The sequence below is a fragment of the Mycobacterium sp. H4Y genome, from assembly GCF_000364405.1.
Lineage (GTDB): Bacteria > Actinomycetota > Actinomycetes > Mycobacteriales > Mycobacteriaceae > Mycobacterium > Mycobacterium intracellulare.
In genome coordinates this window covers 1,177,318-1,201,144 of the sequence record NZ_AKIG01000002.1, presented here as the reverse complement: position 1 = coordinate 1,201,144, position 23,827 = coordinate 1,177,318, and the positions used below count along the sequence as shown (strand labels likewise).

Below are 23,827 nucleotides of genomic sequence, written 5' to 3'. Positions count from 1 at the left end.
TTATAACATAGCCGAGTCTATTTTTGGGGCGTGAGCAGCCCCTCGCGATACGCGCAACTGTCCCGCGACGAACTCGTCGTCCTGGTTCCCGAACTGCTGCTGATCGGACAGCTGATCGACCGGTCGGGGATGGCCTGGTGCATCTCCTCGTTCGGCCGCGACGAGATGGTCCAGATCGCCATCGAGGAATGGGCGGGCGCCAGCCCGATCTACACCCGGCGCATGCAGAAAGCGCTGAACTACGAGGGCGACGACGTGCCCACGATTTTCAAGGGCCTGCAGCTCGATATCGGTGCGCCACCGCAATTCATGGATTTCCGCTACACCGTCCACGACCGTTGGCACGGCGAATTCCAGCTGGACCACTGCGGCGCCCTGCTCGACGTGGAGCCGATGGGCGAACAGTACGTCTTCGGGATGTGCCACACCATCGAGGACCCGACCTTTGACGCCACCGCGATCGCGACCAACCCGCGCGCGCAGGTGCGCCCCATCCACCGCCCGCCGCGAACGCCGGCGGACCGGCATCCGCACTGCGCGTGGACCGTCATCATCGACGAGTCCTACCCCGAGGCGCAGGCCATCCCGGCCCTGGAGGTCGTCAGCCAAACCCGCGCCGCGACATGGGAACTCGACCCCATCGATCGCTCGGACGAGGGGCAGGCGGACTACTCGGGCCCGTTGCTGTCCGACTTCGACTTCGCCGCCTTCTCGCATTCGGCGCTGGTCCGGATGGCCGACGAGGTGTGCCTGCAGATGCACCTGCTGTATCTGTCGTTCGCGATCGCGGTGGCCGCGCGTGCCGCCGGCGACGACGAATCCCTCGGCGTGTGCACCCGCGGCCTGATCGGCATCGCGGGCGTGGCCGCCGAACGCATTCACCGCGCGCTGAAGCTTCCGGGCGGGGCCGAAGGCGTCCTGCGGGTGCTCGAGCTGCACCCGCTGCTGAACCCCGCGGGCTACGTTGTCGCCGAGACGGAGTCGAACCGGCTGCACGTCCGCCCGTCGCCGGCGCACGACGACCGTGCCTGGATCTCGTTGTGCTCCCCGGAATCCGTGCAGCCGCTGCAGGCGATCGCCACCGCGGTGGATCCGCGCATCGAGGTTCGACTTAGCGGAACCGCCACCGACTGGACCGCCGAACTGGTTGAAACCGACTCGCCCACCGAGGAACTGCCAGAGGTTTCGGTGGTCCGGGTCAGCGGCGGATCGACCTTCCAGTTCGAGCCCAGGCGTTCGCTGCCGCTGACGGTGTTGTAACGAAAAGCTACTTGTCAAGGGGTTTTCGGTACCGCTTCGGTGACGCAAGTGCATCGAGCGGATACCAATGACATTGCGAAGCATCGGCTTTGGGCGTGTCCGAGGCTATGGTTAACGCTGGCCACCGACCCCTATAGACGAAGGTTTTCGCTCTATGTACGACCCACTTGGGTTGTCGATCGGGACCACGAACCTGGTCGCTGCGCGTAATGGAAGCCCACCGGTTAACCGCCGCTGCGTGCTCACCCTTTATCCGCACTGTGCACCGAAAATTGGTGTGCCCGAAGAGAATCCGCCGCTAGCCGAACCCGGCGTGCCGATGAGAAACTTCGTCGAGCGCATCGGGGACTCGGTCGCGCTGGTGTCGCCCGACGGTTCCGCGCATGATCCGGAGCTGCTGACGGTGGAGGCCCTGGACGCGATGGTGCTCGCCGCCGGCGCCGATGCGGCGGCTTCGGAGATCTCCATCGCCGTTCCCGCGCACTGGAAACCGAGCACGGTGCAGGCGCTGCGCGACGCCCTGCGGACGCATGTGGGGTTCGTCCGAAGCGGAATGGCGCCCCGCCTGGTCTCGGACGCGATCGCGTCGCTGACCGCGGTGAAATCCGAGCTCGGCCTGCCCGACGACGGCATCGTCGGGCTGCTCGACTTCGGCGGCAGCGGCACGTCAGCCACCCTGGTGAACATTGCCGGTGACTTCGAACTCGTCAGCGCCACAATGCGCTACACCGCGTTGTCCGGCGACGAGATCGACCAGGAATTGCAGCTGCGCGCCTTCGAGGAGCTGGGCCACGGCAGCGGCCTGGACCCCGGCAGCACCGCCGGTGTCGGGCAGCTCGGCGAACTCAGGGAACAGTGCCGCGCGGCCAAGGAACGCCTTTCGGTCGACATGGCCACCGACATCGTCGCCGAGCTGGGCGGGCGCAGTTGCAGCCTGACGGTGACGCAGGACGACCTCGAAGAGCTGATCCAGGATCGGCTGACTGGCTTCATCTATGCCTTCGACGACATGCTGGTGCGCTACCGCAAGAGCTGGTCGGACCTCGCGGCGGTGGTCACGGTCGGTGGCGGGGCACGCATTCCGCTTGTGACCGAACGACTTTCGATGCACGGGCGCACGCCGATCCTGACGCCGTCGCAGCCGGCCTTCGCGGCGGCCTGCGGCGCGCTGATCCTGGCCTCCCGCGGGGGCGAGCTGGATCTGCGGACCCGCACGTCGATCGGGCTGCTCGCGACGGCCGACGCCGCCGGCGACGTCGTGGACCTGGGCGCCGGCGACGTGCTGGTGATCGACGACGAGGCGCTCACGGATCGCGAACTGGCGTGGTCGCAGACCGACGACCCCGGCGACCTGCGGATGCGATTCGGCGGCGAAACCTACGACGAAGACGGTCCGGCCGGCTGGTCGATGCGGCTCAACGTCATCGACCCACCCCGGGAACGGCGGCCCTGGCGGCGCCTTCGGATCTCCCAGCTGATCATCGGGATGTCCGCGGTGGTCGCCATGACCGCGGTCGGCGGCGTGGCCTACACGCTGACCGGGATCGAGAACCGTCAGGCCCCGCCGGCGCCGTCGGTCGCGCCGCCGCCCGCGCCGTCCGTCAAGCCTGCGGCGCCGGCTCCGGCCGCCCCGCCGCCGCCCACCGCCGTGCCCCCACCCCCGCCGCCGAGCGCGCAACCCGTCCCAAGTCCTGCGCCGCCGCCGCCCGAACCCCCGCCGTCGCCGGCACCGCCACCGCCTCCGGTCTTGGTGACCACGGCGCCGCCGGCGCCGGTCTACACCCCGCGGCACACGGCACCACCGACGACGACCGCGCCGCCGCAGCCGACGGTCACCACTACGGCCCCGCCGTCACCGACGGCCACGACGACGTCGCCGCCTCCGCCCACGAGTGAGGAGCCCGTCACCACCAGCACCACGACCACGGTGCCCATGACGACGGAGTGGATCCACGTCCCGCTGCTGCCGGTGCCGATACCGATCCAGGTTCCGCAGAAGCAGGCCCCGGCGACCCCCCAGTACCCGCAGTACTCGCCGCAGTACCCGTCGAACGAGTATCCGCAGTACCAGCCGTATCCGGGGAATGAGTATCCGCAGTATCCGGGAAGTTCGCAGAATCCCTACTGGGGCCCGGGTTATTAGCGTCGGTCCTGCTTAGGCGGTCCATCTGCGCGGCCATGCGCGCGCGGGTAACGTTTGTGTCACCAAGTTCGGATGGGGTTTCCCCGTCATGCCCTCGCTCGGGGGGCGTTCGAAAGACCTTGGAGGCGTTACGTGGACATCGTGCTTGGGGTGTCGATAGCTCCCGGGACGGTCCGCCTGGTAGCGATCGAAGGCCAAGACGCCGACGGTGTGACCGTCGAACAAGAAGAGTTCGAGGTGGGTGCCGCCGGCAATGCGGTCGATCGGGTGATCGACGCGATCGGCGGCACCCGCGAAGGAGTGGTCGAGGGCGGCCACCGGTTGAGCTCCACCGGGGTCACCTGGACGAACCCCGCCGACGTCGCCGCCCTGCGGGCGGCCATCAACGCCAGCGATCTCGGCGACGTGATGATGGTCGCGCCCTTGCTGGCTGCGGCCGCGCTGGCGCAGACGGTCGGCGACGCGCTGGCCTACGAGCGCATCGCGATGCTGTTCGTGGAGACCGCCAGCGCGACGCTGGCCGTGGTCGAGGTCGGCGACGGTTCCATCGTCGACCTGCACCGGCGCCGGATCACCGGCACCGCGGCGCCCGCCGAGCTGGCGACGATGGTCGCCGGTCTGGACGCGGGCGGGTCCGCGGCGGACGGCGTGTTCATCGTCGGCTGCGGCGCCGACATCGTTGCGCTGAAACCCGCGATCGAGGCGGCCACCTCGCTGCGGGTGACCGGACCCGAGGAGCCGGACATGGCGCTGGCCCGCGGGGCCGCGCTGGCCTCGGCGAACGCGCCGCTGTTCGCGTCGTCGACCGCGGCCCTGGCCTACGCCCTGGACCCGGGCACCGGGGAATTCGGCCCTTTGGCCGTCGGTCCGAGCCACCTCGACCTGTGGGGCGACGCCGGCACGGGCACCGGTTTCCGCGCGTACAGCGCCCTGGCCGACGACGCCGAGGAAGACGAAGACCAGCGGCCTCCGCGCCGGAGCCGCGCCATGCTGCTCGCCGGCAGCGCCCTGGCCGGCATCGCCGCCGTGATCGCCGGGGTCGTGCTGGTGACGCTGACGGCGGATCAGCCGACGGGTGAGGGGCACAACGCCGGCGTCAGCGTTGCCACCCCCGGCATCCAGCTGCCGGCCGCGCCGCCCAGCACCCCGCCCCAAGCGCAGCCGCCCGCTCCGAGCACGTCCCCGCCGGCGCCCGCGCCCACCGCCGAGGTGGCCGCCCCCGCGCCCGCGCCCGCCCCGATCGCGCAGCAACCCGCGCCGCAGACCACGGCCACGTCGGCGCCCCCGGCGCCCGTCCGTCGCGCCCCGACCCGCCAAACGCCGCAGTACGTGCCCCAACCGGTAGAGCAGGCGGCCCCCCCGCCGGCCGCGCCTGCCCCCGCGCCCCCGCCGGTCGCACCGCCGCCGCCGCCACCGGCCGCGCCGCCGCCGCCCAGGCCCGCGCCGGTGACCATGTACCTGCACTTCCCGTTCGTCACCGTGCCGATCCCGATCACCCCGCCGGCGCCGCCCCCGGCCCCCTAGCACGTGGCACACGCGCGGAGTTGAGCGCACACTGGCAATGACGGCACGCGCTGGCGAGGAGGTCGGATGGGCGAGCACGGTGGGTTCGGATTCGACCCGGACGAATTCGATCGCATGATCCGCGAAGGCAGCGAAGGGCTGCGCGACGTGTTCGAGCGCGTCAGCAGGTTCGTCGCCGCTCCCGGTGGCAGGTCGGGCTGGTCGACGATCTTCGAGGACATGTCGCGGCGACCCCGCCCCGCGCCCGAGACCGCCGGCGAGGCCGGCGAGGGCGTGTGGGCCATCTACACCGTGGACGACGGCGGCGGCGCGCGCGTCGAACAGGTCTACGCGACCGAGCTCGACGCCCTGCGCGCGAACAAGGACAACCTCGACCCGAAACGCAAGGTGCGGTTCCTGCCCTATGGCATCGCGGTCAGCGTCCTCGACGACGACTCCGAAGAGACTGCGTAGCAGTCGTTTTCGGCTCAGCCCTGGGTGACGACGTTCGAGTCGCCGGAGTTGCTGATCTTCGGCGTGCCCGAGTGGTAGGTCACCTTGTTGTTGAAGCCCGACGCGGTGATGGCGTCGGCGGCCTCGATGGTGACCGCGTTTTGCACCCCGGAGACCGAGAGGCTGGCGCAATGCCCGGTGATCGTCACCGTGTTGGACACGCCGCTGACGCTGACGATGTTGTCGTTGCACGCGATGGTCCGGCTCTCGTTGATGCCCGCGACGCTGAGCCGGGCGCCGCGCGGCGGGGCGGGTGAGGTCGACGGCGCTGCTCGCCGCGAGGCCGACGGGGCGGGACTCGTCGAGACGCTCGGCGGCGAGGTGATGAATGACTTCACGCCGGAAATCTGGTGTGCGGCAAAGGCGGCGATGCCTCCCGCGAGTGCGATCACACCGATCACGATGACGGTGCCGAGGATCCACCACACGCGGTTGCCCGAGGGGCTCGGCGGCGGCGGTCCGGTGACCGGGCCGCCGTAGGTCCACGCCGGCGGCGGTGGCGGGGCGCCCGGGGTCGGCGGCGGATGGGCCTGGCCGGCGGACGCGGAGCTGCCCTGCTCTGAGGCCCACGCCGACTCGGCGAGCGGGCGCTCGAGTTCCCGGATCCGCTCTTCCGGGTCATCGTTTGCTGCCATGCATTGAATATGCCATTCGCTTCTGCGTTTTCGGCCCGTTCGGTAGTTTTGGGGATCGTGCCCGATTTGCCGAACCGCCAGGTGTTGTTGCGTCGTCGCCCGTCGGGGCTCGTCCGGCCCGACGACACGGAAATGGTCACCGCGCCCGCGCCCGAACCCGCCGAGGGGGAGGCGCTGCTGCGCACCACCTACGTCGGCATCGACGCGGCCGCCCGCACCTGGCTCGACGACCAGCCCAGCTACCTTCCGCCGGTGCAGCTGGGTGAGGTCATCCGCGCGGCCGGCATCGGCGAGGTGGTCGCGTCGCGGTGTGACGCGTTCGCCGTCGGCGACGTCGTCACGACGCTGACCGGGTTTCAGGAATACGTGATCATCCGCGACGACCTGTTCAGCACGCCGATCCCGGGCGAGGACGACCAGCTGGCGATCATGTCGGTGTACGGGCCGACCGGCGCCACCGCCTATTTCGGGATGACCGACATCGGCCGACCGCAGCCCGGGGAGACGGTGGTGGTGTCGGCGGCCGCGGGGGCCACCGGATCGGTGGCCGGGCAAATCGCCAAGATCGCCGGCGCCCGGGTGGTGGGCATCGCGGGCGGCCCGCAGAAATGCCGGGCGGTGGTGGAGGACTTCGGGTTCGACGCGTGCATCGACTACAAGAACGACGACATCGTCGCGGCGCTCAAAAAGCATTGCCCGCAACGGGTGGACGTCTACTTCGACAACGTGGGCGGGCCCATCCTCAACGCCGTGCTGGGCCGGCTGGCCCCCCGCGCGCGGGTGGTGCTGTGCGGCGTCATCTCCAGCTACCTGACCGGCGACCACCCGGGGCCGGCGAACTACGTGAACCTGTTGTCCAAGACCGCGCTGATGCAGGGCTTCAACGCGCTGGACCAGTGGGGCCGCTTCGACGAGGCGTTCGCCGCGCTGCGCGGCTGGGAGGCCGAGGGCCGACTTCACCACCGGCAGACCATCTTTGAGGGCATCGAGTCGTGTGTCGACGCCCTCAACGGCCTGTTCACCGGCGTCAACGTCGGCAAGACGCTGGTCAAAATCAGCGAACCCGGCGCGCGCTGAGGCCGCGGGATGCGCCGCACCCCCACCGCGTGGTGTTATAACACCGTTTGCGAGAGTTGCCTGGGGAGAGCGCGCCGGGCTTGACGTGCCGGCTTTCAACGATGGGTGGTTTGTAGATGGATCGTCGCAGCATGATGTTGATCTCGGGGCTCGGCATGCTGGGGGCTGCGATGCGCTTGCCGGGTGCCTGGGCCACCCCGCCGGCGCCGCAGGCGCCGCCGGCCGCCGGCGGCGGGCCCTACATCTTCGCCGACGAGTTCGACGGGCCGGCCGGCTCGCCTCCCGATCCCGGCAAGTGGACGATTCAGACCTGGCAGGACGACGTGTTCCCGCCCGTGGAGGGGATCTACCGCGACGATCGCCAAAACGTGTTCCAGGACGGCAATTCCAACCTCGTCCTGTGCGCAACCCACGATCTGATGAGCAACACCTACTACAGCGGCAAGCTGCGCGGCAACTTCCGCAGCATGATCAACCAGACCTGGGAGGCGCGGATCAAGCTGGACTGCTTGTTCCCCGGCCTGTGGCCGTCCTTCTGGGGTGTCAACGAGGACCCGCTGCCCGACGGCGAGGTCGACATCTTCGAGTGGTACGGCAACGGCGACTGGGCCCCCGGCACCACGGTCCACGCGGCGTCCAACGGGAAGACCTGGGAGGGCAGGTCGATTCCCGGTCTGGTCGACGGCAACTGGCACACGTGGCGAATGCACTGGGGCGAAGAGGGATTCGAGTTCTTCCGGGACGGGGCGCAGTACTACAAGGTGCCCAACAAGCCCATCCACGTCGCCGGCGGCGCGCCCGACGACTTCCGGTGGCCGTTCAACAACCCCGGCTACTGGATGACCCCGATGTTCACGCTCGCCGTAGGCGGGGTGGGCGCCGGTGACCCCGCCGCGGGTGTCTTCCCGGCGTCCATGCTGGTGGACTACCTGCGCATCTGGTAGCGGTCATTTCGTGGCTTTGAGCACCTGAACCAGGTTGAACTGCCACCGCTCGACCAGCCGGAAGCCCAGGTCGTGCGGCACCGCGAACGCCGGGGTCGGCCCGTAGCGGGGGCCCGGCGGCAGCGCGGCGCCCCGCTCGTGCGCCGGCTGTGACGGGTCGGCCTGGGTGATGATCCAGACCACGCCGCAGTGGCTCAACGGCTTGGCGACGACCTCGGGGATGAGGTTGGTGTCGAAGACGTCGTTGCGGTCGGTCGCGCGCTGCCACAGCGTCAGGTCGACCAGCTTGCGATAGGCATCCGGGCGAGCCGCCAGCAACGGGCGCATGGGGGCCGGCATGAACGTCACCGTGTCGTTCACCAGCAGACAATCGCCCGGCGCGGCCCGCGCGGTGATCAGGTCGGCCACCTGGCTGTAGTCCATCCCGTATTTGGCGTACGGGTTGCGCTGCGCCCGAACATAATTCGGCGCCGCCGCCACGGCGAACAGGCCGACCAGCGCCGCGGTGACCCAGGGCCTGGCGGCCACCGCGCCGCCGCAGACCCCCAGGATCAGCGCCATCGCGGGCGCGGTGAACGACAGGTAGCGCGGCGTGTAGATCGAGTGCACCAGCACCGAATAGGTCAGGATCGCGGCGGTGGGAATGGCCAGCCACCCCGCCGCGAGCACCAACAGCTGCCGCTCCGATGGCGCCAGCCGCGCGGACCCGCTGAGCCACAACACAATCGCCGCACACATCAGCAGCGCCGCCAGGATGGCGAACGGGGGGCTTCGCTCGAAATACTGTTGCATCACCACGTCTTCGATGGTGCGGTGACCGATCGGGGCGACCCAGCTGATCTGGTGCGCCTGGCCGGCCACCGTCAACAGGAACGGCAACACCGCACCCACCGCCACGGCCGAGGCAGTGGCGAAGCGCGCCAACACGGTTCGGCCGCGGTGGAAGACGACGACGAAGACGACGTACGCCCCCAGCAGCAGCGCGATATACGCGTCGAGCACGATCGAGAGGGCCAGCGCGACACCGTAACCCAGCCACAACCGCCGGGTGTCGCGGCGCGCGGCGTGGACGAGCAGGACCGTCAGCCACACCGCGGCCATCATCGACAGGGCATAGGGCCGCGCCTCGATGCCCGCCCACGTGGTGCGGGGCAGGATCGCGCAGAACGTGCCGGAGGCGATCGCGACTGTCCGCGACGAGAACTGCTTGCCCAGCACCACCACGCCGGCGGCCGCGCCCCCCGCCGCCAGGCCACTCGGCGCGCGCGACCAGAACTCGGTGGCCGGAAAGACCTGAAACCACCCGTGCATGAGCAGGTAGTACAGGCCGTGGACGGCATCGACATTGCCCAGCATGTGCCACATCTGGGCCAGCGAACGGCTGTAGGAGGCCGAGATGGTCGCGGCCTCGTCGTACCAGAAGGAGGGCCGGGCGGCCCCGGCCATGCTCACCGCGACGGCCAGCGCCGCGACGAGCAACGGGTCCAGCGCGGCCGCCACGGCAGGCCGGCGGCTGCCGAGCACGCCGGGGCTGAACACATCGCTATGGTGCCAGAACGGCCCGGGAGGATCGGCCGACCGGGCCCCTGATTCGAACGTATGATCGATCAATGGGACGGCTCGCATCGATCGGGTACAACGGCCAACCGGTCCGTGACCCGTTTCGCGCGGTCCGCCCGCCCATCGCCGTCCTGGTCGACCTGACGGTGCTGTTCCCGCGTGAGCCGCACCGCTCGGGGCGCTATCAGCCCAACGGGCTGCAGCTGCACAAGGTCGTCGAGGGCCGGCTGAGCTGCTGGGCCCTGTGCGAGCAGGGCGACTGGTGGGGCCTGGTGACCTATCCCGTCGCCTACGGATCCCGGCGCAAGACCGTGACGCACTGGGTGCCGGCCTGGACGCTGCGCCGCAAAGCCTGACCGCACCGCGCAATGCGATGATTGCTGCCCGTGGACGCAAGTTGGGCCTCGGTCCTGAGCAAGCTCGTCGCGCTGGCGGCCGTCATTGCGCTGTCACCGATCACGGTCATCCCCGCGGTGCTCGTGCTGCACGCGCCCCGGGCGCGCCCGGCCAGTCTCGCCTTCCTCGGCGGCTGGCTGGTGGGGCTGGTCGCCTTCACGGCGGCGTTCGTCGCCGGCTCGGAGGCGCTCAGCGGCTTCCATGCGACCCCGCCGAAATGGGCGTCCTGGGTGCGCCTGGTCTTCGGGGTGGCGCTCCTCGCGCTCGCGGCGTTCCACTGGTTCACCCGGCACCGCCACCGCAGCATGCCGCGGTGGATGCGGTCGTTTTCCACGCTCTCCCCGGCGCGCGCCGGGGTGGTGGGGGCGGTCCTGGTGCCGCTGCGGCCCGAGGTGCTCATCCTGTGCGCGGCGGCGGGTTTGGCCGTCGGCAACAGCAGCCTGAGCGCCGGCGGCGAGTTGGTCGCGGCCGCGATCTTCGTCGTCGTCGCCGCGTCGACGGTGGCGATCCCGATCCTGGCCTATGCCGGCTCGGGTGACCGCTTCGAGGGAACGCTGGAACGTCTCAAGGCCTGGATGGAGGCCAACCACGACGCGATGCTGGCCGTGATCCTGTTCCTGATCGGGTTGATCGTGCTCTACAACGGGATTCGCGCGCTGGCCTGACCCGCGTTCGGCCGACTCCGGCGCGTTTCGGCGTCACTTCGGCACGGCAATGGGAGGATGCCGCCCATGGCAGGAAGCTGGGGCACGGTGCTGACCGGGCTCGTTCCGCTCGGACTGGTCATCTCGCTGTCGCCGCTCACGGTCATCCCGGCGGTGCTGGTGCTGCAGGCGCCGCGGCCGCGGCCGAGCAGCCTGGCGTTCCTGGGCGGTTGGCTGCTCAGCCTGGCCGCGCTGACGGCGCTGGCCGTCGCGGCCTCCGGGCTGCTCGGCGGCTTGGACAAGGCGCCGCCGCGGTGGTCGTCGTGGCTGCGCGTGGTGCTGGGCGCGGCGCTGATCGCGTTCGGCGTTTACCGGTGGCTCCGCCGAAACGACCAATCCGAGTCGCCGGCGTGGATGCGCTCGTTCGCCAACATCACCCCGGCCCGCGCCGGGATCACCGGCGCGGTGCTAGCCCTCGTGCGCCCGGACGTGGCGCTCATCTGCGTCCCGGCCGGATTGGGGATCGGCACCAGCGGGCTCGGCGTCGCCGGCGACTGGGCGGCCGCCGCGTTCTTCGTCGCCATCGCGGCGTCGAGCGTCGCGATCCCGATCCTGGCCTACGTGGCCGCCGGCAGCCGCCTCGACGACACGTTGGCGCGCCTCAAGGACTGGATGGACCGCAACAACGCCGCCCTGCTCGCGGCCGTCTTGGTGGTGATCGGCGCGATGGTGCTCTACCACGGGATTCACGCCCTGTAGCCGCCGTCGGCCAGGCCGGCGTCGGCTTCGAGCCTGTTGGTCGCCCCAAAGGCCAACTCGCGGAACAACTCCCGACCGTAGCCGGTGAGCATGCCCAGATAGCCGCGGGCCGCCCATTGCTGCGCGTGCCGCTCTTCGTGGTGCAGCACCCGGTCCAGGTCCAGCCGGGTGCAGCGCGGCGCGCCGTGCCCGTCAAGGCACCAGGTGTGCCCGGAGGCGACGACCCGGCACAGCTGCTCTGCCGGGTCGTCGAGCCGGCCCAGGTTCACCATGAAGATATCGCCCCACGTGGTGCCGCCCCGCTGGCTGAACAGCCGCTGGATCCAGTTGCCGCCCAACCCCATCAGCATGCCGTTGGGGGTGGTGACCAGGCGCCCCCCGTTGCGGTGCACGAACGGGACGTCGCGGGTGTAGCTCCAGCCGTTTGCCTGCTGCCGCAAGCGGATTCGGGTCACCTCGGCGGCGCAGTGAGGGGTGGCCGGGAAGTCGGTGGGTCGCTTGCCCGCCGCGCCGTAATCGCTGCCGGCGTTCAGGATGTAGGTCATCAGCGCCGCCGCGCGAGCGTCGCCCCCGCCGGCGCTGGGCGGCAGCAGGAAGAAGGATTGGCCGGCCGGGTCCTTGATCTCTTGCATCCTCGCGAGGACCACGAAGCTGGCGCGCGTGATGTCGTGGCGCCGGCTGATCTCGGCGAGCGCGTGCGGGGGCACGCCGCGGCGCTCGGCGTTCTCCCGCCATCTCGTGCAATAGCCCTGTGCGTCCATGTCTTTCCGATCGATTGTCACCCATGGTTAGGGTGGAGCGAATGAACAGGCGGCCCTGGCGACGCGCGCGCGGCGTCAAACAGATCACCCGAGGACTCGGCACGCTGGATCGCGAGCTGTTCGACGCGATCGCCGAGACGGACACCCCGCTGCTGGACACGGTCATGCCGCGGTTGACGCGCGCGGCCGACCATTCGAAGCTGTGGCTGGCCATCGGCGCGGCCCTGCTGGCCACCGGCAGGCACAGCGCGCAGCGCGGCGCGACCCGCGGGCTGGTGACGCTGGCCGCCACCAGCCTGGTCACCAACCAGTTCGCCAAGCGCATCCGGCGGCGCCCGCGTCCCGGCTACGACTTGGTGCCCCTCGTCCGGCAGGTCCGCCGCCGCCCGACGTCGAATTCCCTGCCGTCGGGGCATTCGGCCAGCGCGGCCGCGTTCGCCGTCGGGGTCGGCCTGGAGAACCCGCCGCTGGGCTTCGGGCTGGCGCTGCTGGCCGGGCTGGTGGGCCTGTCGAGGGTGGCGACCGGCGCGCATTACCCGGGCGACGTCGTCGCCGGGTTCGGGATCGGGTCCGGCCTGGCCGTGCTGGGTGGCCGCCTCGTGCCGCCGATCGTCGAAACCGCCCTTCCGCGAACGGAACCGCTGCGCGTCGAGACGCCGCCGCGGCCGGACGGCGCCGGCGTGGTCCTGGTCATCAACCCGGAGTCGGGCAGCGGCACCGGGGCCCGCGTGCTCGACGAGGTGCGCGCCGAGCTGCCGAAGGTGGACATCCGCGAGCTGGGTCCCGACGACGACCCCGTCGAGGTCTTGCGTGGCGCGGCCGCCGGCGCCGAGGTGCTCGCGGTGGGCGGTGGCGACGGCACGGTGGCGGCCGCGGCCGGGGTGGCCATCGACGCCGGGCTCCCGCTGGCGGTCTTCCCCGCCGGCACGTTCAACCACTTCGCCAAGGACATCGGCTGCGACACCGTGGCCAAGACCGTCGACGCGATTCGGCGCGGCAGCGTGGCGTGCGTGGACCTGGTGTGCCTCAACGACTCTCAGATGGTGCTCAACACCGCCAGCATCGGCGCCTACCCGGCGTTCGTGCGGCGGCGCGAAAAGCTCGAGAAGCGCATCGGCAAGCCGCTGGCGGGTCTTTACGCGATGCTGCGCACGCTGCGCAAGGAAGAGCCGGTGCGCATCTGTTACGACAACAAGACCCTGCTGACTTCGCTGTTCTTCCTGGGCAATTCGCTGTACCTGCCCACCGGTTTCGCGCCGGCGCGGCGGACCCGCATGGACGACGGCCTGATCGATGTTCGCATCCTCGAGGCGGGCCGGCCATGGGCCAGGACCCGGATCCTGACCGCGCTGGCGCTGGGCCGGCTGGAACGCAGCCCGCTCTACCACGAGTTACAGGTGCCCGAATTCAGCTTCAGCGCCGTCGACGGCCCCACGACCGTTGCCCGCGACGGCGAGGTCGGGGACAAATACGACCAGGCCCGCTTCACCGCGAAATACCGGATCCTTCCGGTGTTTCGTCCGCTTCCCGACGCGCGGCCCCCTCGGTGAGATCGCGCACCCGCGCGTAGCGGGCGGGCACCTCGGGCGAGGGTTCGGCGGTGTATTCGTGCGTCGGCGGCGGCTCCCACGCAGGCGGCCGGGGCGAGCCGCTCAGCGCCCAGGCCGCCTGCCGCGCCGCGCCCGCCGCGACGTACTGCGCCGGGGCGGGCGCCAGCACCGGCATGCCGAACACTGCCGGCGCTATCTCGCGCAGCGCCCTGGATTGCGCGCCGCCGCCGACCAGCAGGATGCGGCGCGCGACGACACCGCGCGCGGCCAGATGCGCGACGCCGTCGGCGAGCGAGCACAGCAGTCCCTCCACCGCGGCCCTGGCCAGGTTGGCCGCGTTCGCGTTGGAGACCCGCAGGCCGTGCAATGCCCCGGTTGCGTTGGGCCGGTTGGGTGTTCGCTCACCTTCGAGGTAGGGAACCATGACCACACCTTCGCTGCCCGGGGGCGCCGACAGCGCGAGCGTCGACAGCTCGTCGTGATCGACCCGCAGCATCGCGGCCGCGGCGTCGAGCACCCGCGCGCCGTTGAGCGTGCACACCAGCGGAAGGTAGCGCCCGGTGCCGTCGGCGAATCCGGCGACATACCCCGCGTCGTCGCGGACCGGATCCGCGGTGACCGCGGCCACCACCCCCGACGTGCCGATCGAGACGATCACGTCGCCCTCTTGGGCGCCGAGGCCCAGCGTCGCGGCGGCGTTGTCGCCCAGACCCGCACCGAATAGTGTTGTGCCACTGCTTGTCCCGTCGGATGGGCCCAGCACGGTGGGCAGCCGCGGACGTCGGCCGCGCAGCGCCAGTTCCAGCAGATCGAGGCGGTAGTCGCCAGTGGCGGCGTCGTAGTAGCCGGTGCCGCTGGCGTCGCTGCGATCGGTCGTCAGCCCCGCGATGTCGGCGTCACCGCGCAACCGCCACGTCAGCCAGTCGTGGGGCAGGCAGACCGCCGCGGTGCGGTCCGCGTGGCGCGGCTCGTGGTCGGCGAGCCAGCGCAACTTCGCCACGGTAATCGCGGCCAGCGGCACGACGCCGACGGCTTGGGCCCACGCGCGCGCCCCGCCCAGCTCGCGCACGAGGGCGTGCGCGGCGTCGGCCGAGCGCACGTCGTTCCACAGCAGCGCGGGCCGCACCACCGCGCCGGTTTCGTCCAGGCACACCATGCCGTGCTGCTGCGCGCCGACGGCCACAGCATCGACGCCATCCAGCCCGCCCGCGTTCGCAATGGCCTCTCGCGCGGCGGATTCCCAAGCGCGCGGGTCGATTTCGGTCCCGCTCGGGTGGCCGGCCTGGCCCTCGCGGACCACCGCTCCGGTCTCGGCGTCGCACACCAGCACCTTGCAGGATTGCGTCGAGGAGTCGATCCCGGCGACCAGCGTCATGACGCGTCGTCCCCGACCAGGGCCCGCAGCGTGGCGCGCGCGCCGCGGCGGTGCAGGCAGTCCAGGGTCCACCGGTAGGCGTCGCGGAAGCGCGGGGCGTCGATGAGGTCGCCGAACACCGGGCGGTTGGCCAGAAACGCGTCCTGGTCGTCGCGTTGCGAGCGGGCGAGCGGCACCAACGTGTCGGACAGCCGGTCGATCACCTCGATCGGTTGGCCCTGTTCGTCGACGCCCTCGGCGTAGCGGGCCCAGCTCGCGACGATCGCCGCGGACAGCCGCACCGGACCGCCGGTGCGCAGATTGTCGTGCACGACCGGCAGCAGCCATTTCGGGATGCGGTCCGAGGAGTCGGTGCACAGCCGGGCGACGGTGTCGCGCGCGTAGGCGTTGGCGAACCGGGGGAGTAGTTGGTTGCGGAACTCGGTCAGCCCCGGGATTCGTGTCAGCGTCGGCATGGCCTCCGAATCCAGGTAGCGGGCCAGGAATTCGGCGATCACCGGATCCTGGGCGGCCTCGTGCACCAGGCGGTATCCGGCCAGGTATCCGAAGTAGCACAGGCCCTGATGGCCGGCATTGAGCAACCGCAATTTCATTGCCTCGTACGGCGCGACGTCGTCGACCAGCTGCACACCGGCCTGGTCCAGGGGCGGGCGCCCGTCGGCGAAGTCGTCCTCGATCGCCCACATGGCGAACGGCTCGGCCACCACGGGCCGGGCGTCGCGCACGCCGTATTCGGCCTCCAGCCGCTCGGCCACGTCCGGCGTGGTCACGGGCGTGATCCGGTCGACCATCGAGTTGGGAAAGCGTGTCTTCTGGTTCATCCACTGTGCGAGTTCGGGATTGGTGCGCTGTGCGTAGGACGTGAATGCGCGCCGCGCCGTGTCCCCGTTGCCGACGATGTTGTCGCAGGACACGACGGTGGGGGAGGGCAGGCCGCGCGCCCGGCGCCGGTCGCACGCCTCGGTCACCAACCCGAACACCGCGCTCAGGGGCGGCTGGTAGCCGCCCTCGGTGATGGTGAGTGAGATGATCCGGGTTGCCGGGGCGGCGAGCAGTTCGATGACCGCGTCGGGATCCTCAGGCGCATAACGGAAGTCGACGATGGAGCCGATGACCCGCGGTTCCCGCGTGCCGTCGGGGTGTTCGAGGGTCAGCGTGTACAGGTGGTCCTGGTCGCGCAGCGCGTCGCGCATCTGTTGGTCGCCCGGCAGCACGCCGACACCGCAGATGCCCCAGTCCCGCGCGAGCCCGGCGTTGAGCAGCCGGTCGATGTACATAGCCTGGTGGGCGCGGTGAAAGCCGCCGACACCGAAATGCGCTATGCCGATGCCGATTTGGCTGCGGTCATAGGTCGGGACAGGATGTCGAGACCGGTCAGGTTCCGTGCGTTCAGCTTCACTCGAGTGTCACCTTAGCGCGGAGTCCGCTGCGGCTAGCTGATTGCTAGGCGTTGGGGCAGAGGTCGCGCAGGGCGAAGATCACCACGTCGGCGGCCTGGCGGCCGTTGATCCCGCCGGAGCCCTGGTCGGCATCGGAGCGCTGCAGCGCCAGCAGCTCCAGCTGCTGCGGCGAAGCGCCCCACGAAAGCTGCTGACACAGATCCGCGCCCATCTGCAACAGCGCGTCGTCGCCGCCGTCGACGGCGTGGATCCCGGCGTTGTGCAGGTCGTTGAGGAAGGCGGCCTGGTCGGCCCGCGCCGGGCCGGCCCAGGCAATTCCCGAGATCAGAAGTGGACCCAACGTCAGCGCCGCTCCGATGAACCGGCCGTGCAGCCTGCGTGCCGCCATCCCACGTTCTCCTTGTGTCTTTGCGCGATGCGGATGATGCACCTTTACACAAAAGTGCATGGACCGCCGCGCGGGAGATCCGGAGGATGAATAGTCGGCGAAGACTGGCCGCGCGGCTGCGCGCGCGGTGTGCGAGGACTCAGCTCGGCGTGGCTAGCTTGGGCACAGATCGCGCATGGCGAAGACGACGATGTCGCCGGCCTGCTGGGGGCTGAGGCCGCCGGCTCCCTGTCGTTCGTCGGAGCGCTGCAGCGCCAGGCCCTCGAGCTGCGCGGGCGGGGCGCCCCAGGAAATTTGCTGGCAGATGTTCAGGCCCGCCTCCAGGAGTGCGGCGTCGCCGCCGGTCACGGCGTGGATCCCGTCCTTGTGCATGTCATTGAGAAAGCTGGCCGCGTCGGCCTGCGCGGGGCTGGCCCAGACGAGGCCGGCGAGAAGCGGGGCACCGAACAGCGCCGAGGCGATGAAACCGCCAGCTAGACGACGTGGTGACATATGCCCTTCCCCTCTGTCTGTCAACGGTTGCTCTCACGGTGTTCACTTCTATGTAACCTCCTGGACAGACTTTGTGCATCAAAAATTCCCTGTGAATGACCTGCGGGTAAATAAAGTCCGCGGGATTCGAAGTCGGCGGCCGACCCCGGGAGAAGCCCCAGAACGCATGCGTGTCGGCGCAGGTCAGCGATGTCCGTCGGCGGTGTTCCGATTCGTGACAGCGTTGTGACGTCACCATTTGGAAACGGCGCGGTGCGGCGTGGCTCGTGTCGCGTGTCGGCTGCTGACAATTGGCCCGGTCGTGAAGGACGGCCTCGGTACGGCTAGGCGGGCCTGCTGCACTGATTGATTGCGGAAATAGCTGAGCGTGAATGAAGGAGAGTTGGCGCTGATGGCGATCGTCGATCGGTTCAACATGAAAGTAGTTGCCGGCGCTGGGTTGTGCGGAGCAGCTATAGCGTTGAGCCCCGACGCGGCGGCCGCCCCGCTGATAACGGGCGGCCACGCGTGCATCCAGGGGCAAGCGGGCGACGCGGCGCCGGCCGCCGGAGGTCCCGTGGCCGCGGGCGCGCCGGCGGACATGTGCGCGGCGCCGCTCACTGACATGTCCGGCGTGCCCATGGCCGTGCCCGGACCGGTGCCGCTCGGTGCTCCGGTGCCGATCGTGCCGCCACTGCCGCTCGCGCCGCCCGTGCCGGTCGTGCCGCCGGTGCCGGTGGTGCCCGCCGGTGCGCCGCTGATCGCCCTGGGCGGCCCGGTGGCGGGTGCTCCCTTGGAGGCGGCCGCTCCGATCATCGACATGGCCGGGGTGAAGGACGCGCCGACCGGCCCGGCGCCCACCGGCGGGCCGACGTCCGGTCAGCCGATTCGCCCGGGCCCCGCGAGCTGAGCCCGAATGTGTGCGGGCCCGCTGGTTCCTACCAGCGGGCCCGTTCCGTTGCGTGCCCCAACAATCGAAGCTCCGCACCCGGCTTGCATGTGGGTGCGGAGCTTCGTTTGCGAGGGCGCCGCTTGACGCAGCTCGGTCTGACTGAGGCGCTAGTCCTGGACGATCACCGGGTCGCCGACGTTGACGTGGTTGTAGTACCACTCGGCGTCATCGGGGCTCAGGCTGATGCAGCCGTGGCTGACGTTCTCAAGCCCCAGTGATTGGACGGCCCAGGGGGCCGAGTGCACGAATAGTCCGCGGTTGGTGATGCGGACGGCGTAGTTGACCGTGAGCAGGTAGCCGTTGGGGTCGTCGACGGGGATGCCGACGCTGCTCGAATCCATGGTCACCGCAGGCTCTTTCGAGAGCACGGTGTACGAGCCGACCGGCGTCGCGTATTCCGGCCTGCCGAGCGAGGCCGGCATCACGCCCTGCTCCCCGAAGTGCGGGCGATGGTGCGGCGCCGGGAGTTGGGTCGGCGGTCCCGCCTCGGCCCCATCGATGCTCACGGTGAACGTGTGCTGCGAGATGCTGGCCACCCCGATGACGGCGGGACCGGTTTTGATCTCCGAGGTCGCCTGGCCCACCGTCAGCGCAATTGTGCTGTGCGCCGGCCAGTATCGATCGGGCACCCACTGGACGACCTTGTTGTCGAGCCATTCGAACTTGCCCGTCATCGCGGGCGTCGACTTGACCTCAACCGCCCGCTCGGCGGCGCTCCGGTCGGTGACCGGACCACGGAACGTCACCACCACGGGATGCGCCACGCCCACGACCTCGCCGCGCGCCGGTGAAACCGACGCGATGGCCGGACCATGCGACAGGTTGGCCGACGCGAGGCTCACACCGGCCGGCGCTACGACCATTCCGGCAGCGACCCCGACGACCCCAAGAACACACCGAACACCGGTCCGCATGGCCTCAATTCCCTTTTAACTGACATCGTTGCAATAGGGATGATAAATGGCGTCTGACCTGCGAAAGCGCAAGGGCACGTGGATATTTGGGCACGCAACGGTCACGTTTTGGATACGGACGTTTAGTTCGGCGGCCTGGCGACGAGACGGGCGACCGGGGCAATTGTGAAGCCGCGAGACGCGCGCCCCGCCCCGCTGGCAGAGTCAATTCAAATTCGGCTCTTACCAGCGGAGTGTCCGTGTTTTAATCGCCGAGTGGCAGACCCGATCAAGTACCAGGGTGGCGAGCCCGAGCAATGGCTGGGGACACTCGGCGACATCTCTTTCTCGCAGCATTGGGTAGCAACGCCGGCCGGCGTGCACCCGATAAAGGGCACGGTGTGGACCGTGACCGACATGTCGCACTATTCGGAAAGCATCTCCACCGCCGGCATTGTCCTCTGCATCATCTTCGTCTGGTTTTGCCTGCTGGGACTGCTCTTCCTGCTGATGAAGGACCGCAGATACACGGGCTATATCCAGGTCACCGTTCAGGGCGACGGGTTCTTCCACTCGACACTGCTTCCCGCTGCGGGACCTCAGGCGACGATCAGTGTCACCCAGCAAGTGAATTACGCGCGGACGCTGGCTGCCGCAGCCTGAGCTGTCATCGTGGAGCCGATGACGGGAATCGAACCCGCGTATTCAGCTTGGGAAGCTGATGTTCTGCCATTGAACTACATCGGCACAGTCGCCTCAGAAGGCTAGCATCCATCACCGGGCCGGCAGGCGCGCCCGGGCGGCCTGACCTCCCCCGACAACCCGGCCCAGGAGCGCGACCACGAAATCTAAGACGCCTATCTAACTATTCTCATAACGCTCAGATTTATTATTTCGTTATCGCAACGTAATGTGCTCCGGGTGGGTCGACACGAATTAGCCAGGAAGCGACGTAGACCGTCAGTGGCCCTGGCTGCGGTGCTCGCCCCCGCGGCGGTGTTCTTCGCGGTGTCCGCCGATGTCCATCCATTTGCACCGCACAACCAGGCCAAACCCGTGATCAGCGAGCCCGCCCCCTGTTGCGTGCAAATCGTGACAGCCGCGTCGAAGCGGCCCGCTAAAGGGCTGGTTGACGGCGAGCCCGCCGCGGCATCGCGCTACCACACGCGATCGCGCTTCCTGCCCGCCGGCGTCGCGCCGGAGCAGGGCCTTCAGGTCCGCACGATCTTGGTCGAGCGCAGCATCAGCGCGGAGTTCCCCCAGATCCACGAGATCGGTGGGGTGCGGCCGGATTCGCTGCCCTGGCATCCCCGGGGGTTGGCGCTCGACGTCATGATCCCCAACCCTGGCAGCGCCGAGGGCATCGCGCTGGGCGACTCGATCGTCGCCTACGTGATGCAGAACGCCACCCGGTTCGGGATCCAGGACGCGATCTGGCGGGGCGTCTACTACACACCCGGCGGAGCGCAGGCCAGCCGGCTCGGCCACTACGACCACGTGCACGTCACGACCACCGGCGGCGGATATCCGACCGGCGACGAGGTCTATCTCCGCTGAACCCGCTGCGCAGCAGATAGGCTCGTCGCGTGCTGCTCTCCGATCGCGACCTCAGGGCCGAAATCAGCGCCAGCCGGTTGGGCATCGACCCCTTCGACGACGCCCTGGTGCAGCCGTCCAGCATCGACGTTCGCCTCGACTGCATGTTCCGGGTGTTCAACAACACCCGCTACACCCACATCGACCCGGCCAAGCAGCAGGACGAGCTGACCACCCTTGTCGAGCCCGTCGAGGGGGAGCCGTTCGTGCTGCATCCCGGCGAGTTCGTGCTCGGCTCGACGCTGGAGCTCATCACGTTGCCCGAGGACCTCGCGGGACGGCTGGAGGGCAAGTCGTCGCTGGGCCGCCTCGGCCTGCTGACGCATTCGACCGCCGGCTTCATCGATCCCGGCTTCAGCGGTCACATCACCCTCGAACTGTCCAACGTCGCGAACCTGCCGATCACGCTGTGGCCGGGCATGAAGATCGGTCAGCTGTGCATCTTGCGGTTGACCAGCCCGGCCGAACACCCTTACGGCAGTTCGAGAGTGGGCTCGAAGTACCAGGGCCAGCGAGGACCCACGCCGTCGCGCTCCTATCAGAACTTCATATCGTCTACATAGGTTCTGCGGGGCCCGCTCGCCCCCGTTCTGCGCGATACTTAGTTAGCCATGGTTTTTACCTCCGCCTGGCCGTGGTTCACCGCAATGCCTTTGGAGGGGTTTGTTTTGGATATCGTGCTCGGGGTGTCGATGGCACCGTCGTCGATCCAAATGGTTGTCCTGCAAGGCGAATACGCCGACGGCGCCACGGTAGAAGAGGACGCGATCGACGTCACCGGCGCCGACGACGCGGCGACCGTGAGCGCGTCCGACCGGGTGATCTCGGCGATCTTGGGCACCCGTGAGGGTGCCGCCGATGCCGGCCTCGAGCTGTCGTCCATCGGGGTGACGTGGACCGATCAGTTCGAAGCTGCCGCCCTGCGCGACGCGCTGACCGCTCACCGGCTCGACAACGTGATGCTGGTCTCGGCGTTTCTTGCCGCGGCGGCGCTCGCGCAAAACGTCGGCGGCGCAATGGGTTACGAACGCACCGCCGTACTCCTGGTGGAGCCCGATACCGCCACGCTGGCCGTCGTGGAGACCTCCGACGGCTCCATCCCCGATGTGTACAAGCAGCAGATCCATGCCGAGTCCTACGGCGCCGCCGCCGAGCAGCTCAGCGGAATGGTCGCCGGGCTGGAGAAGCTGGAATACCGCCCGGACGGGCTGTTCGTGGTGGGCTCGGGCGTCGATGTCGCCCCGTTGAAGCCGGCGCTGCAGACGACGACGGCGCTCGACGTGAGCGTGGCCGAGGAGCCGGAGACGGCGCTGGCCCGCGGCGCGGCGCTGGCGTCGGCGAATGCCCCGCTGTTTGCCTCCTCGACCGCCGCGCTGGCCTATGCGCAGGACCCCGGCACCGGCGCCGTCGACCAGCACTCCCTGCCCGAGTACCTCTATGTCCCGTTCGGTCCCGACGCCGGCGACGACGAGCTCGCCTACAGCGCGGTGGCCGATGAGGACGCCGACTCGCCGACCGTGGTCATCGAACGGCTCTTCCTTCCCGAAGAGAGTCAGCCGCAGCGGCGGCCGGCGCTGCTGATCGGCAGCGGGCTGGCGGTGGCTGGCATCAGCGCGGTGTTGGCGCTCGAGATCGCGCTCGCGATCGGGATCCGCACGACGGGCACCGTCGCGTTGCAGCCCACCCCGAACCAGCACCTGATCGTTCCCACCGAGCAGGCGCCGGCGCCGGTGCAGGCGTCCGCGCCGGAGGCGAAGATCAGCCTGCCGGCCCCGGTGGCGGCCCCCAAGCCGTTGAATCCCCCGGTCGCGGCCCCGCTGCCCGCGCCTCCGCCGCCGGAAGCCCCTCCCGTACCGGCGGCGCCGCCGGTGGTCCCCGTTCCCGTCGTGGTTCCGCCCCTGCCAGTCCCGGTGCCGGTGCGCATCCCTGTTCCCAACCCGGTGGTAAGGCCGCCGCTGTTCGAGGCACCGCCGCGCGTGTCAATCCCTCAACCGGCGCGGCCGCAACCGCCGGTGCAAATTCCTCAGCCGCCGACGCCCCCGAAGGTGGGCGGCACCGTTCCGCAGTCGCCGCCGCATCAAACGCCTCCCGGTGAAGGCACCCCGCCCAAGCCGGGCGCTCCGGGTAACTCCGGTGGCGGTCACGTGCCGACGCCGGGTTCGGGGGGTTCCGGTGGTGGGCATGTCCCGACGCCGGGTTCGGGTGGTTCCGGTGGCGGCCACGTGCCGACACCCGGTTCGGGTGGTTCCGGTGGCGGCCACGTCCCGACGCCCGGGTCGGGCGGCTCCGGCGGAGGCCACGTGCCGACGCCCGGGTCGGGCGGTTCCGGTGGCGGCCATGTCCCGACGCCCGGGTCGGGTGGTTCCGGCGGTGGTCACGTGCCGACGCCCGGATCAGGTGGTTCCGGTGGTGGCCATGTCCCGACGCCGGGTTCGGGTGGTTCCGGTGGTGGCCATGTCCCGACGCCGGGTTCGGGTGGTTCCGGTGGTGGCCATGTCCCGACCCCGGGTTCGGGTGGCGGCCATGTCCCGACGCCCGGTTCGGGTGGCGGCGTACCGAAGCCTGGTGGGGGCGGCCCGGGCGGACTCGGCGGCGGCCACGCTCCTGCGCCCGGCGGCGGACTTGGCGGCGGTCACGCTCCTGCGCCCGGCGGCGGACTTGGCGGCGGGCACGCTCCTGCGCCCGGCGGCGGATTTGGCGGTGGCCACGCTGCGCCGGCGCCTAAAGGCGGCGGTGGCTTCGGCGGCGGGCATAGCGGCGGTGGCCTGGGCGGCTTCGGCGGCGGCCACAGCGGCGGCGGCCTGGGCGGTTTCGGCGGCGGTCACGGTGGCGGCGGTGGCTTCGGCGGCGGTCACGGTGGCGGTGGCGGCGGCCACAAATAGCCTCGGTTTGCCGAGCCTCCTCCCACCAAGCGGCGCATGGGGCACAGCTTCGGCGGTCACGGCCACCGATAACTCAGCAGGCTAGGGTGGCGTCGCGAACCCCCATGCGGCGCCGGCGCGGCTGT

The 23,827-nt window shown here is 70.0% G+C and carries 22 protein-coding genes, 1 tRNA gene and 1 pseudogene; 15 read left to right on the top strand and 9 right to left on the bottom strand.

Features of this window, described 5'->3' with window-relative positions:
* Positions 1-30: 30 nt before the first annotated feature.
* From W7U_RS19520 to W7U_RS19505, 4 genes are all read left to right on the top strand, one after another.
* Complete coding sequence (locus tag W7U_RS19520; protein WP_008261630.1) at positions 31-1,260, top strand: hypothetical protein; 1,230 nt, start codon at positions 31-33, stop codon at positions 1,258-1,260.
* 154 nt (positions 1,261-1,414) lie between these two features.
* Positions 1,415-3,403, top strand: coding sequence for an Hsp70 family protein (locus W7U_RS19515; RefSeq protein ID WP_014385958.1), 1,989 nt, complete (start codon positions 1,415-1,417; stop codon positions 3,401-3,403).
* A gap of 132 nt (positions 3,404-3,535) precedes the next feature.
* On the top strand, positions 3,536-4,927 hold the full coding sequence (locus tag W7U_RS19510) for a hypothetical protein (protein WP_008261628.1): 1,392 nt from the start codon (positions 3,536-3,538) through the stop codon (positions 4,925-4,927).
* A 66-nt stretch (positions 4,928-4,993) separates the two neighbouring features.
* Positions 4,994-5,380, top strand: a complete 387-nt coding sequence (locus W7U_RS19505) for a hypothetical protein (RefSeq protein ID WP_008261626.1) — start codon at positions 4,994-4,996, stop codon at positions 5,378-5,380.
* Between the two features lie 14 nt (positions 5,381-5,394).
* Here W7U_RS19505 and W7U_RS19500 read toward each other — a convergent pair whose 3' ends face one another.
* Positions 5,395-6,054: a DUF3060 domain-containing protein gene (locus W7U_RS19500; RefSeq protein ID WP_008261624.1), complete on the bottom strand. Its 660-nt coding sequence runs from the start codon at positions 6,052-6,054 to the stop codon at positions 5,395-5,397.
* A 57-nt stretch (positions 6,055-6,111) separates the two neighbouring features.
* Here W7U_RS19500 and W7U_RS19495 point away from each other — a divergent pair, with 57 nt between their 5' ends.
* Both W7U_RS19495 and W7U_RS19490 read left to right on the top strand, forming a co-directional pair.
* Positions 6,112-7,131 carry an NADP-dependent oxidoreductase gene (locus W7U_RS19495; protein ID WP_008261621.1) on the top strand — a complete coding sequence of 340 codons (1,020 nt, stop codon included), beginning with the start codon at positions 6,112-6,114 and terminating at the stop codon, positions 7,129-7,131.
* 116 nt (positions 7,132-7,247) lie between these two features.
* A complete protein-coding gene (locus W7U_RS19490) occupies positions 7,248-8,075 on the top strand; it encodes a glycoside hydrolase family 16 protein (RefSeq protein ID WP_009956078.1) in 828 nt (275 codons plus the stop codon).
* Between the two features lie 3 nt (positions 8,076-8,078).
* Here W7U_RS19490 and W7U_RS19485 read toward each other — a convergent pair whose 3' ends face one another.
* Complete coding sequence (locus W7U_RS19485) at positions 8,079-9,614, bottom strand: glycosyltransferase family 39 protein (protein ID WP_036429635.1); 1,536 nt, start codon at positions 9,612-9,614, stop codon at positions 8,079-8,081.
* A 71-nt stretch (positions 9,615-9,685) separates the two neighbouring features.
* Between W7U_RS19485 and W7U_RS19480 the strand changes: the two genes are divergently transcribed.
* The 3 genes from W7U_RS19480 (at position 9,686) to W7U_RS19470 (ending at position 11,434) form a co-directional block, all read left to right on the top strand.
* Positions 9,686-9,991, top strand: a complete 306-nt coding sequence (locus W7U_RS19480) for a hypothetical protein (RefSeq protein WP_008261617.1) — start codon at positions 9,686-9,688, stop codon at positions 9,989-9,991.
* A 30-nt stretch (positions 9,992-10,021) separates the two neighbouring features.
* Positions 10,022-10,696, top strand: a complete 675-nt coding sequence (locus tag W7U_RS19475; protein ID WP_008261616.1) for a GAP family protein — start codon at positions 10,022-10,024, stop codon at positions 10,694-10,696.
* A 66-nt stretch (positions 10,697-10,762) separates the two neighbouring features.
* Positions 10,763-11,434 carry a GAP family protein gene (locus W7U_RS19470; RefSeq protein ID WP_008261614.1) on the top strand — a complete coding sequence of 224 codons (672 nt, stop codon included), beginning with the start codon at positions 10,763-10,765 and terminating at the stop codon, positions 11,432-11,434.
* Here the strand turns inward: W7U_RS19470 and W7U_RS19465 are convergent.
* Positions 11,422-12,195, bottom strand: coding sequence for a hypothetical protein (locus W7U_RS19465; RefSeq protein WP_008261612.1), 774 nt, complete (start codon positions 12,193-12,195; stop codon positions 11,422-11,424). The genes W7U_RS19470 and W7U_RS19465 overlap by 13 nt on opposite strands.
* A 41-nt stretch (positions 12,196-12,236) precedes the next feature.
* On the opposite strand from W7U_RS19465, the gene W7U_RS19460 reads away from it, so the two are divergent.
* On the top strand, positions 12,237-13,745 hold the full coding sequence (locus W7U_RS19460; RefSeq protein WP_008261610.1) for a diacylglycerol kinase family protein: 1,509 nt from the start codon (positions 12,237-12,239) through the stop codon (positions 13,743-13,745).
* Here the strand turns inward: W7U_RS19460 and W7U_RS19455 are convergent.
* From W7U_RS19455 to W7U_RS19440, 4 genes and pseudogenes are all read right to left on the bottom strand, one after another.
* A complete protein-coding gene (locus W7U_RS19455) occupies positions 13,681-15,120 on the bottom strand; it encodes an FGGY family carbohydrate kinase (protein ID WP_008261608.1) in 1,440 nt (479 codons plus the stop codon). The two genes, W7U_RS19460 and W7U_RS19455, sit on opposite strands and share 65 nt — an antisense overlap.
* Positions 15,117-16,519: pseudogene (locus W7U_RS19450) on the bottom strand (mannitol dehydrogenase family protein). The gene W7U_RS19455 and the pseudogene W7U_RS19450 overlap by 4 nt, the downstream one beginning before the upstream one ends.
* A 44-nt stretch (positions 16,520-16,563) precedes the next feature.
* Complete coding sequence (locus W7U_RS19445; protein ID WP_008261604.1) at positions 16,564-16,908, bottom strand: DUF732 domain-containing protein; 345 nt, start codon at positions 16,906-16,908, stop codon at positions 16,564-16,566.
* Between the two features lie 153 nt (positions 16,909-17,061).
* Positions 17,062-17,400 (bottom strand): DUF732 domain-containing protein, encoded by a 339-nt coding sequence (locus W7U_RS19440; protein WP_008261601.1) that lies wholly within the window; start codon positions 17,398-17,400, stop codon positions 17,062-17,064.
* Between the two features lie 391 nt (positions 17,401-17,791).
* On the opposite strand from W7U_RS19440, the gene W7U_RS19435 reads away from it, so the two are divergent.
* A complete protein-coding gene (locus W7U_RS19435; protein ID WP_036389690.1) occupies positions 17,792-18,289 on the top strand; it encodes a hypothetical protein in 498 nt (165 codons plus the stop codon).
* Positions 18,290-18,438: 149 nt separating this feature from the next.
* Here W7U_RS19435 and W7U_RS19430 read toward each other — a convergent pair whose 3' ends face one another.
* Positions 18,439-19,245, bottom strand: a complete 807-nt coding sequence (locus W7U_RS19430; RefSeq protein ID WP_008261597.1) for a L,D-transpeptidase — start codon at positions 19,243-19,245, stop codon at positions 18,439-18,441.
* Between the two features lie 255 nt (positions 19,246-19,500).
* On the opposite strand from W7U_RS19430, the gene W7U_RS26830 reads away from it, so the two are divergent.
* The gene (locus W7U_RS26830; protein WP_008261595.1) at positions 19,501-19,887 is read left to right on the top strand and encodes a hypothetical protein; all 387 of its coding nucleotides are present in this window, start codon (positions 19,501-19,503) and stop codon (positions 19,885-19,887) included.
* 10 nt (positions 19,888-19,897) lie between these two features.
* On the opposite strand, the gene W7U_RS19420 is transcribed toward W7U_RS26830, so the two are convergent.
* A tRNA-Gly gene (locus tag W7U_RS19420) sits at positions 19,898-19,971 on the bottom strand.
* Positions 19,972-20,145: 174 nt separating this feature from the next.
* On the opposite strand from W7U_RS19420, the gene W7U_RS19415 reads away from it, so the two are divergent.
* From W7U_RS19415 to W7U_RS19405, 3 genes are read left to right on the top strand one after another with little or no spacing between them, the layout of a single operon-like run.
* On the top strand, positions 20,146-20,781 hold the full coding sequence (locus W7U_RS19415) for a hypothetical protein (protein ID WP_179300167.1): 636 nt from the start codon (positions 20,146-20,148) through the stop codon (positions 20,779-20,781).
* Positions 20,782-20,810: 29 nt separating this feature from the next.
* Positions 20,811-21,383, top strand: a complete 573-nt coding sequence (gene dcd / locus W7U_RS19410; protein WP_008261591.1) for a dCTP deaminase — start codon at positions 20,811-20,813, stop codon at positions 21,381-21,383.
* A 48-nt stretch (positions 21,384-21,431) separates the two neighbouring features.
* The gene (locus W7U_RS19405) at positions 21,432-23,702 is read left to right on the top strand and encodes a hypothetical protein (RefSeq protein WP_050989398.1); all 2,271 of its coding nucleotides are present in this window, start codon (positions 21,432-21,434) and stop codon (positions 23,700-23,702) included.
* Positions 23,703-23,827 lie beyond the last annotated feature (125 nt).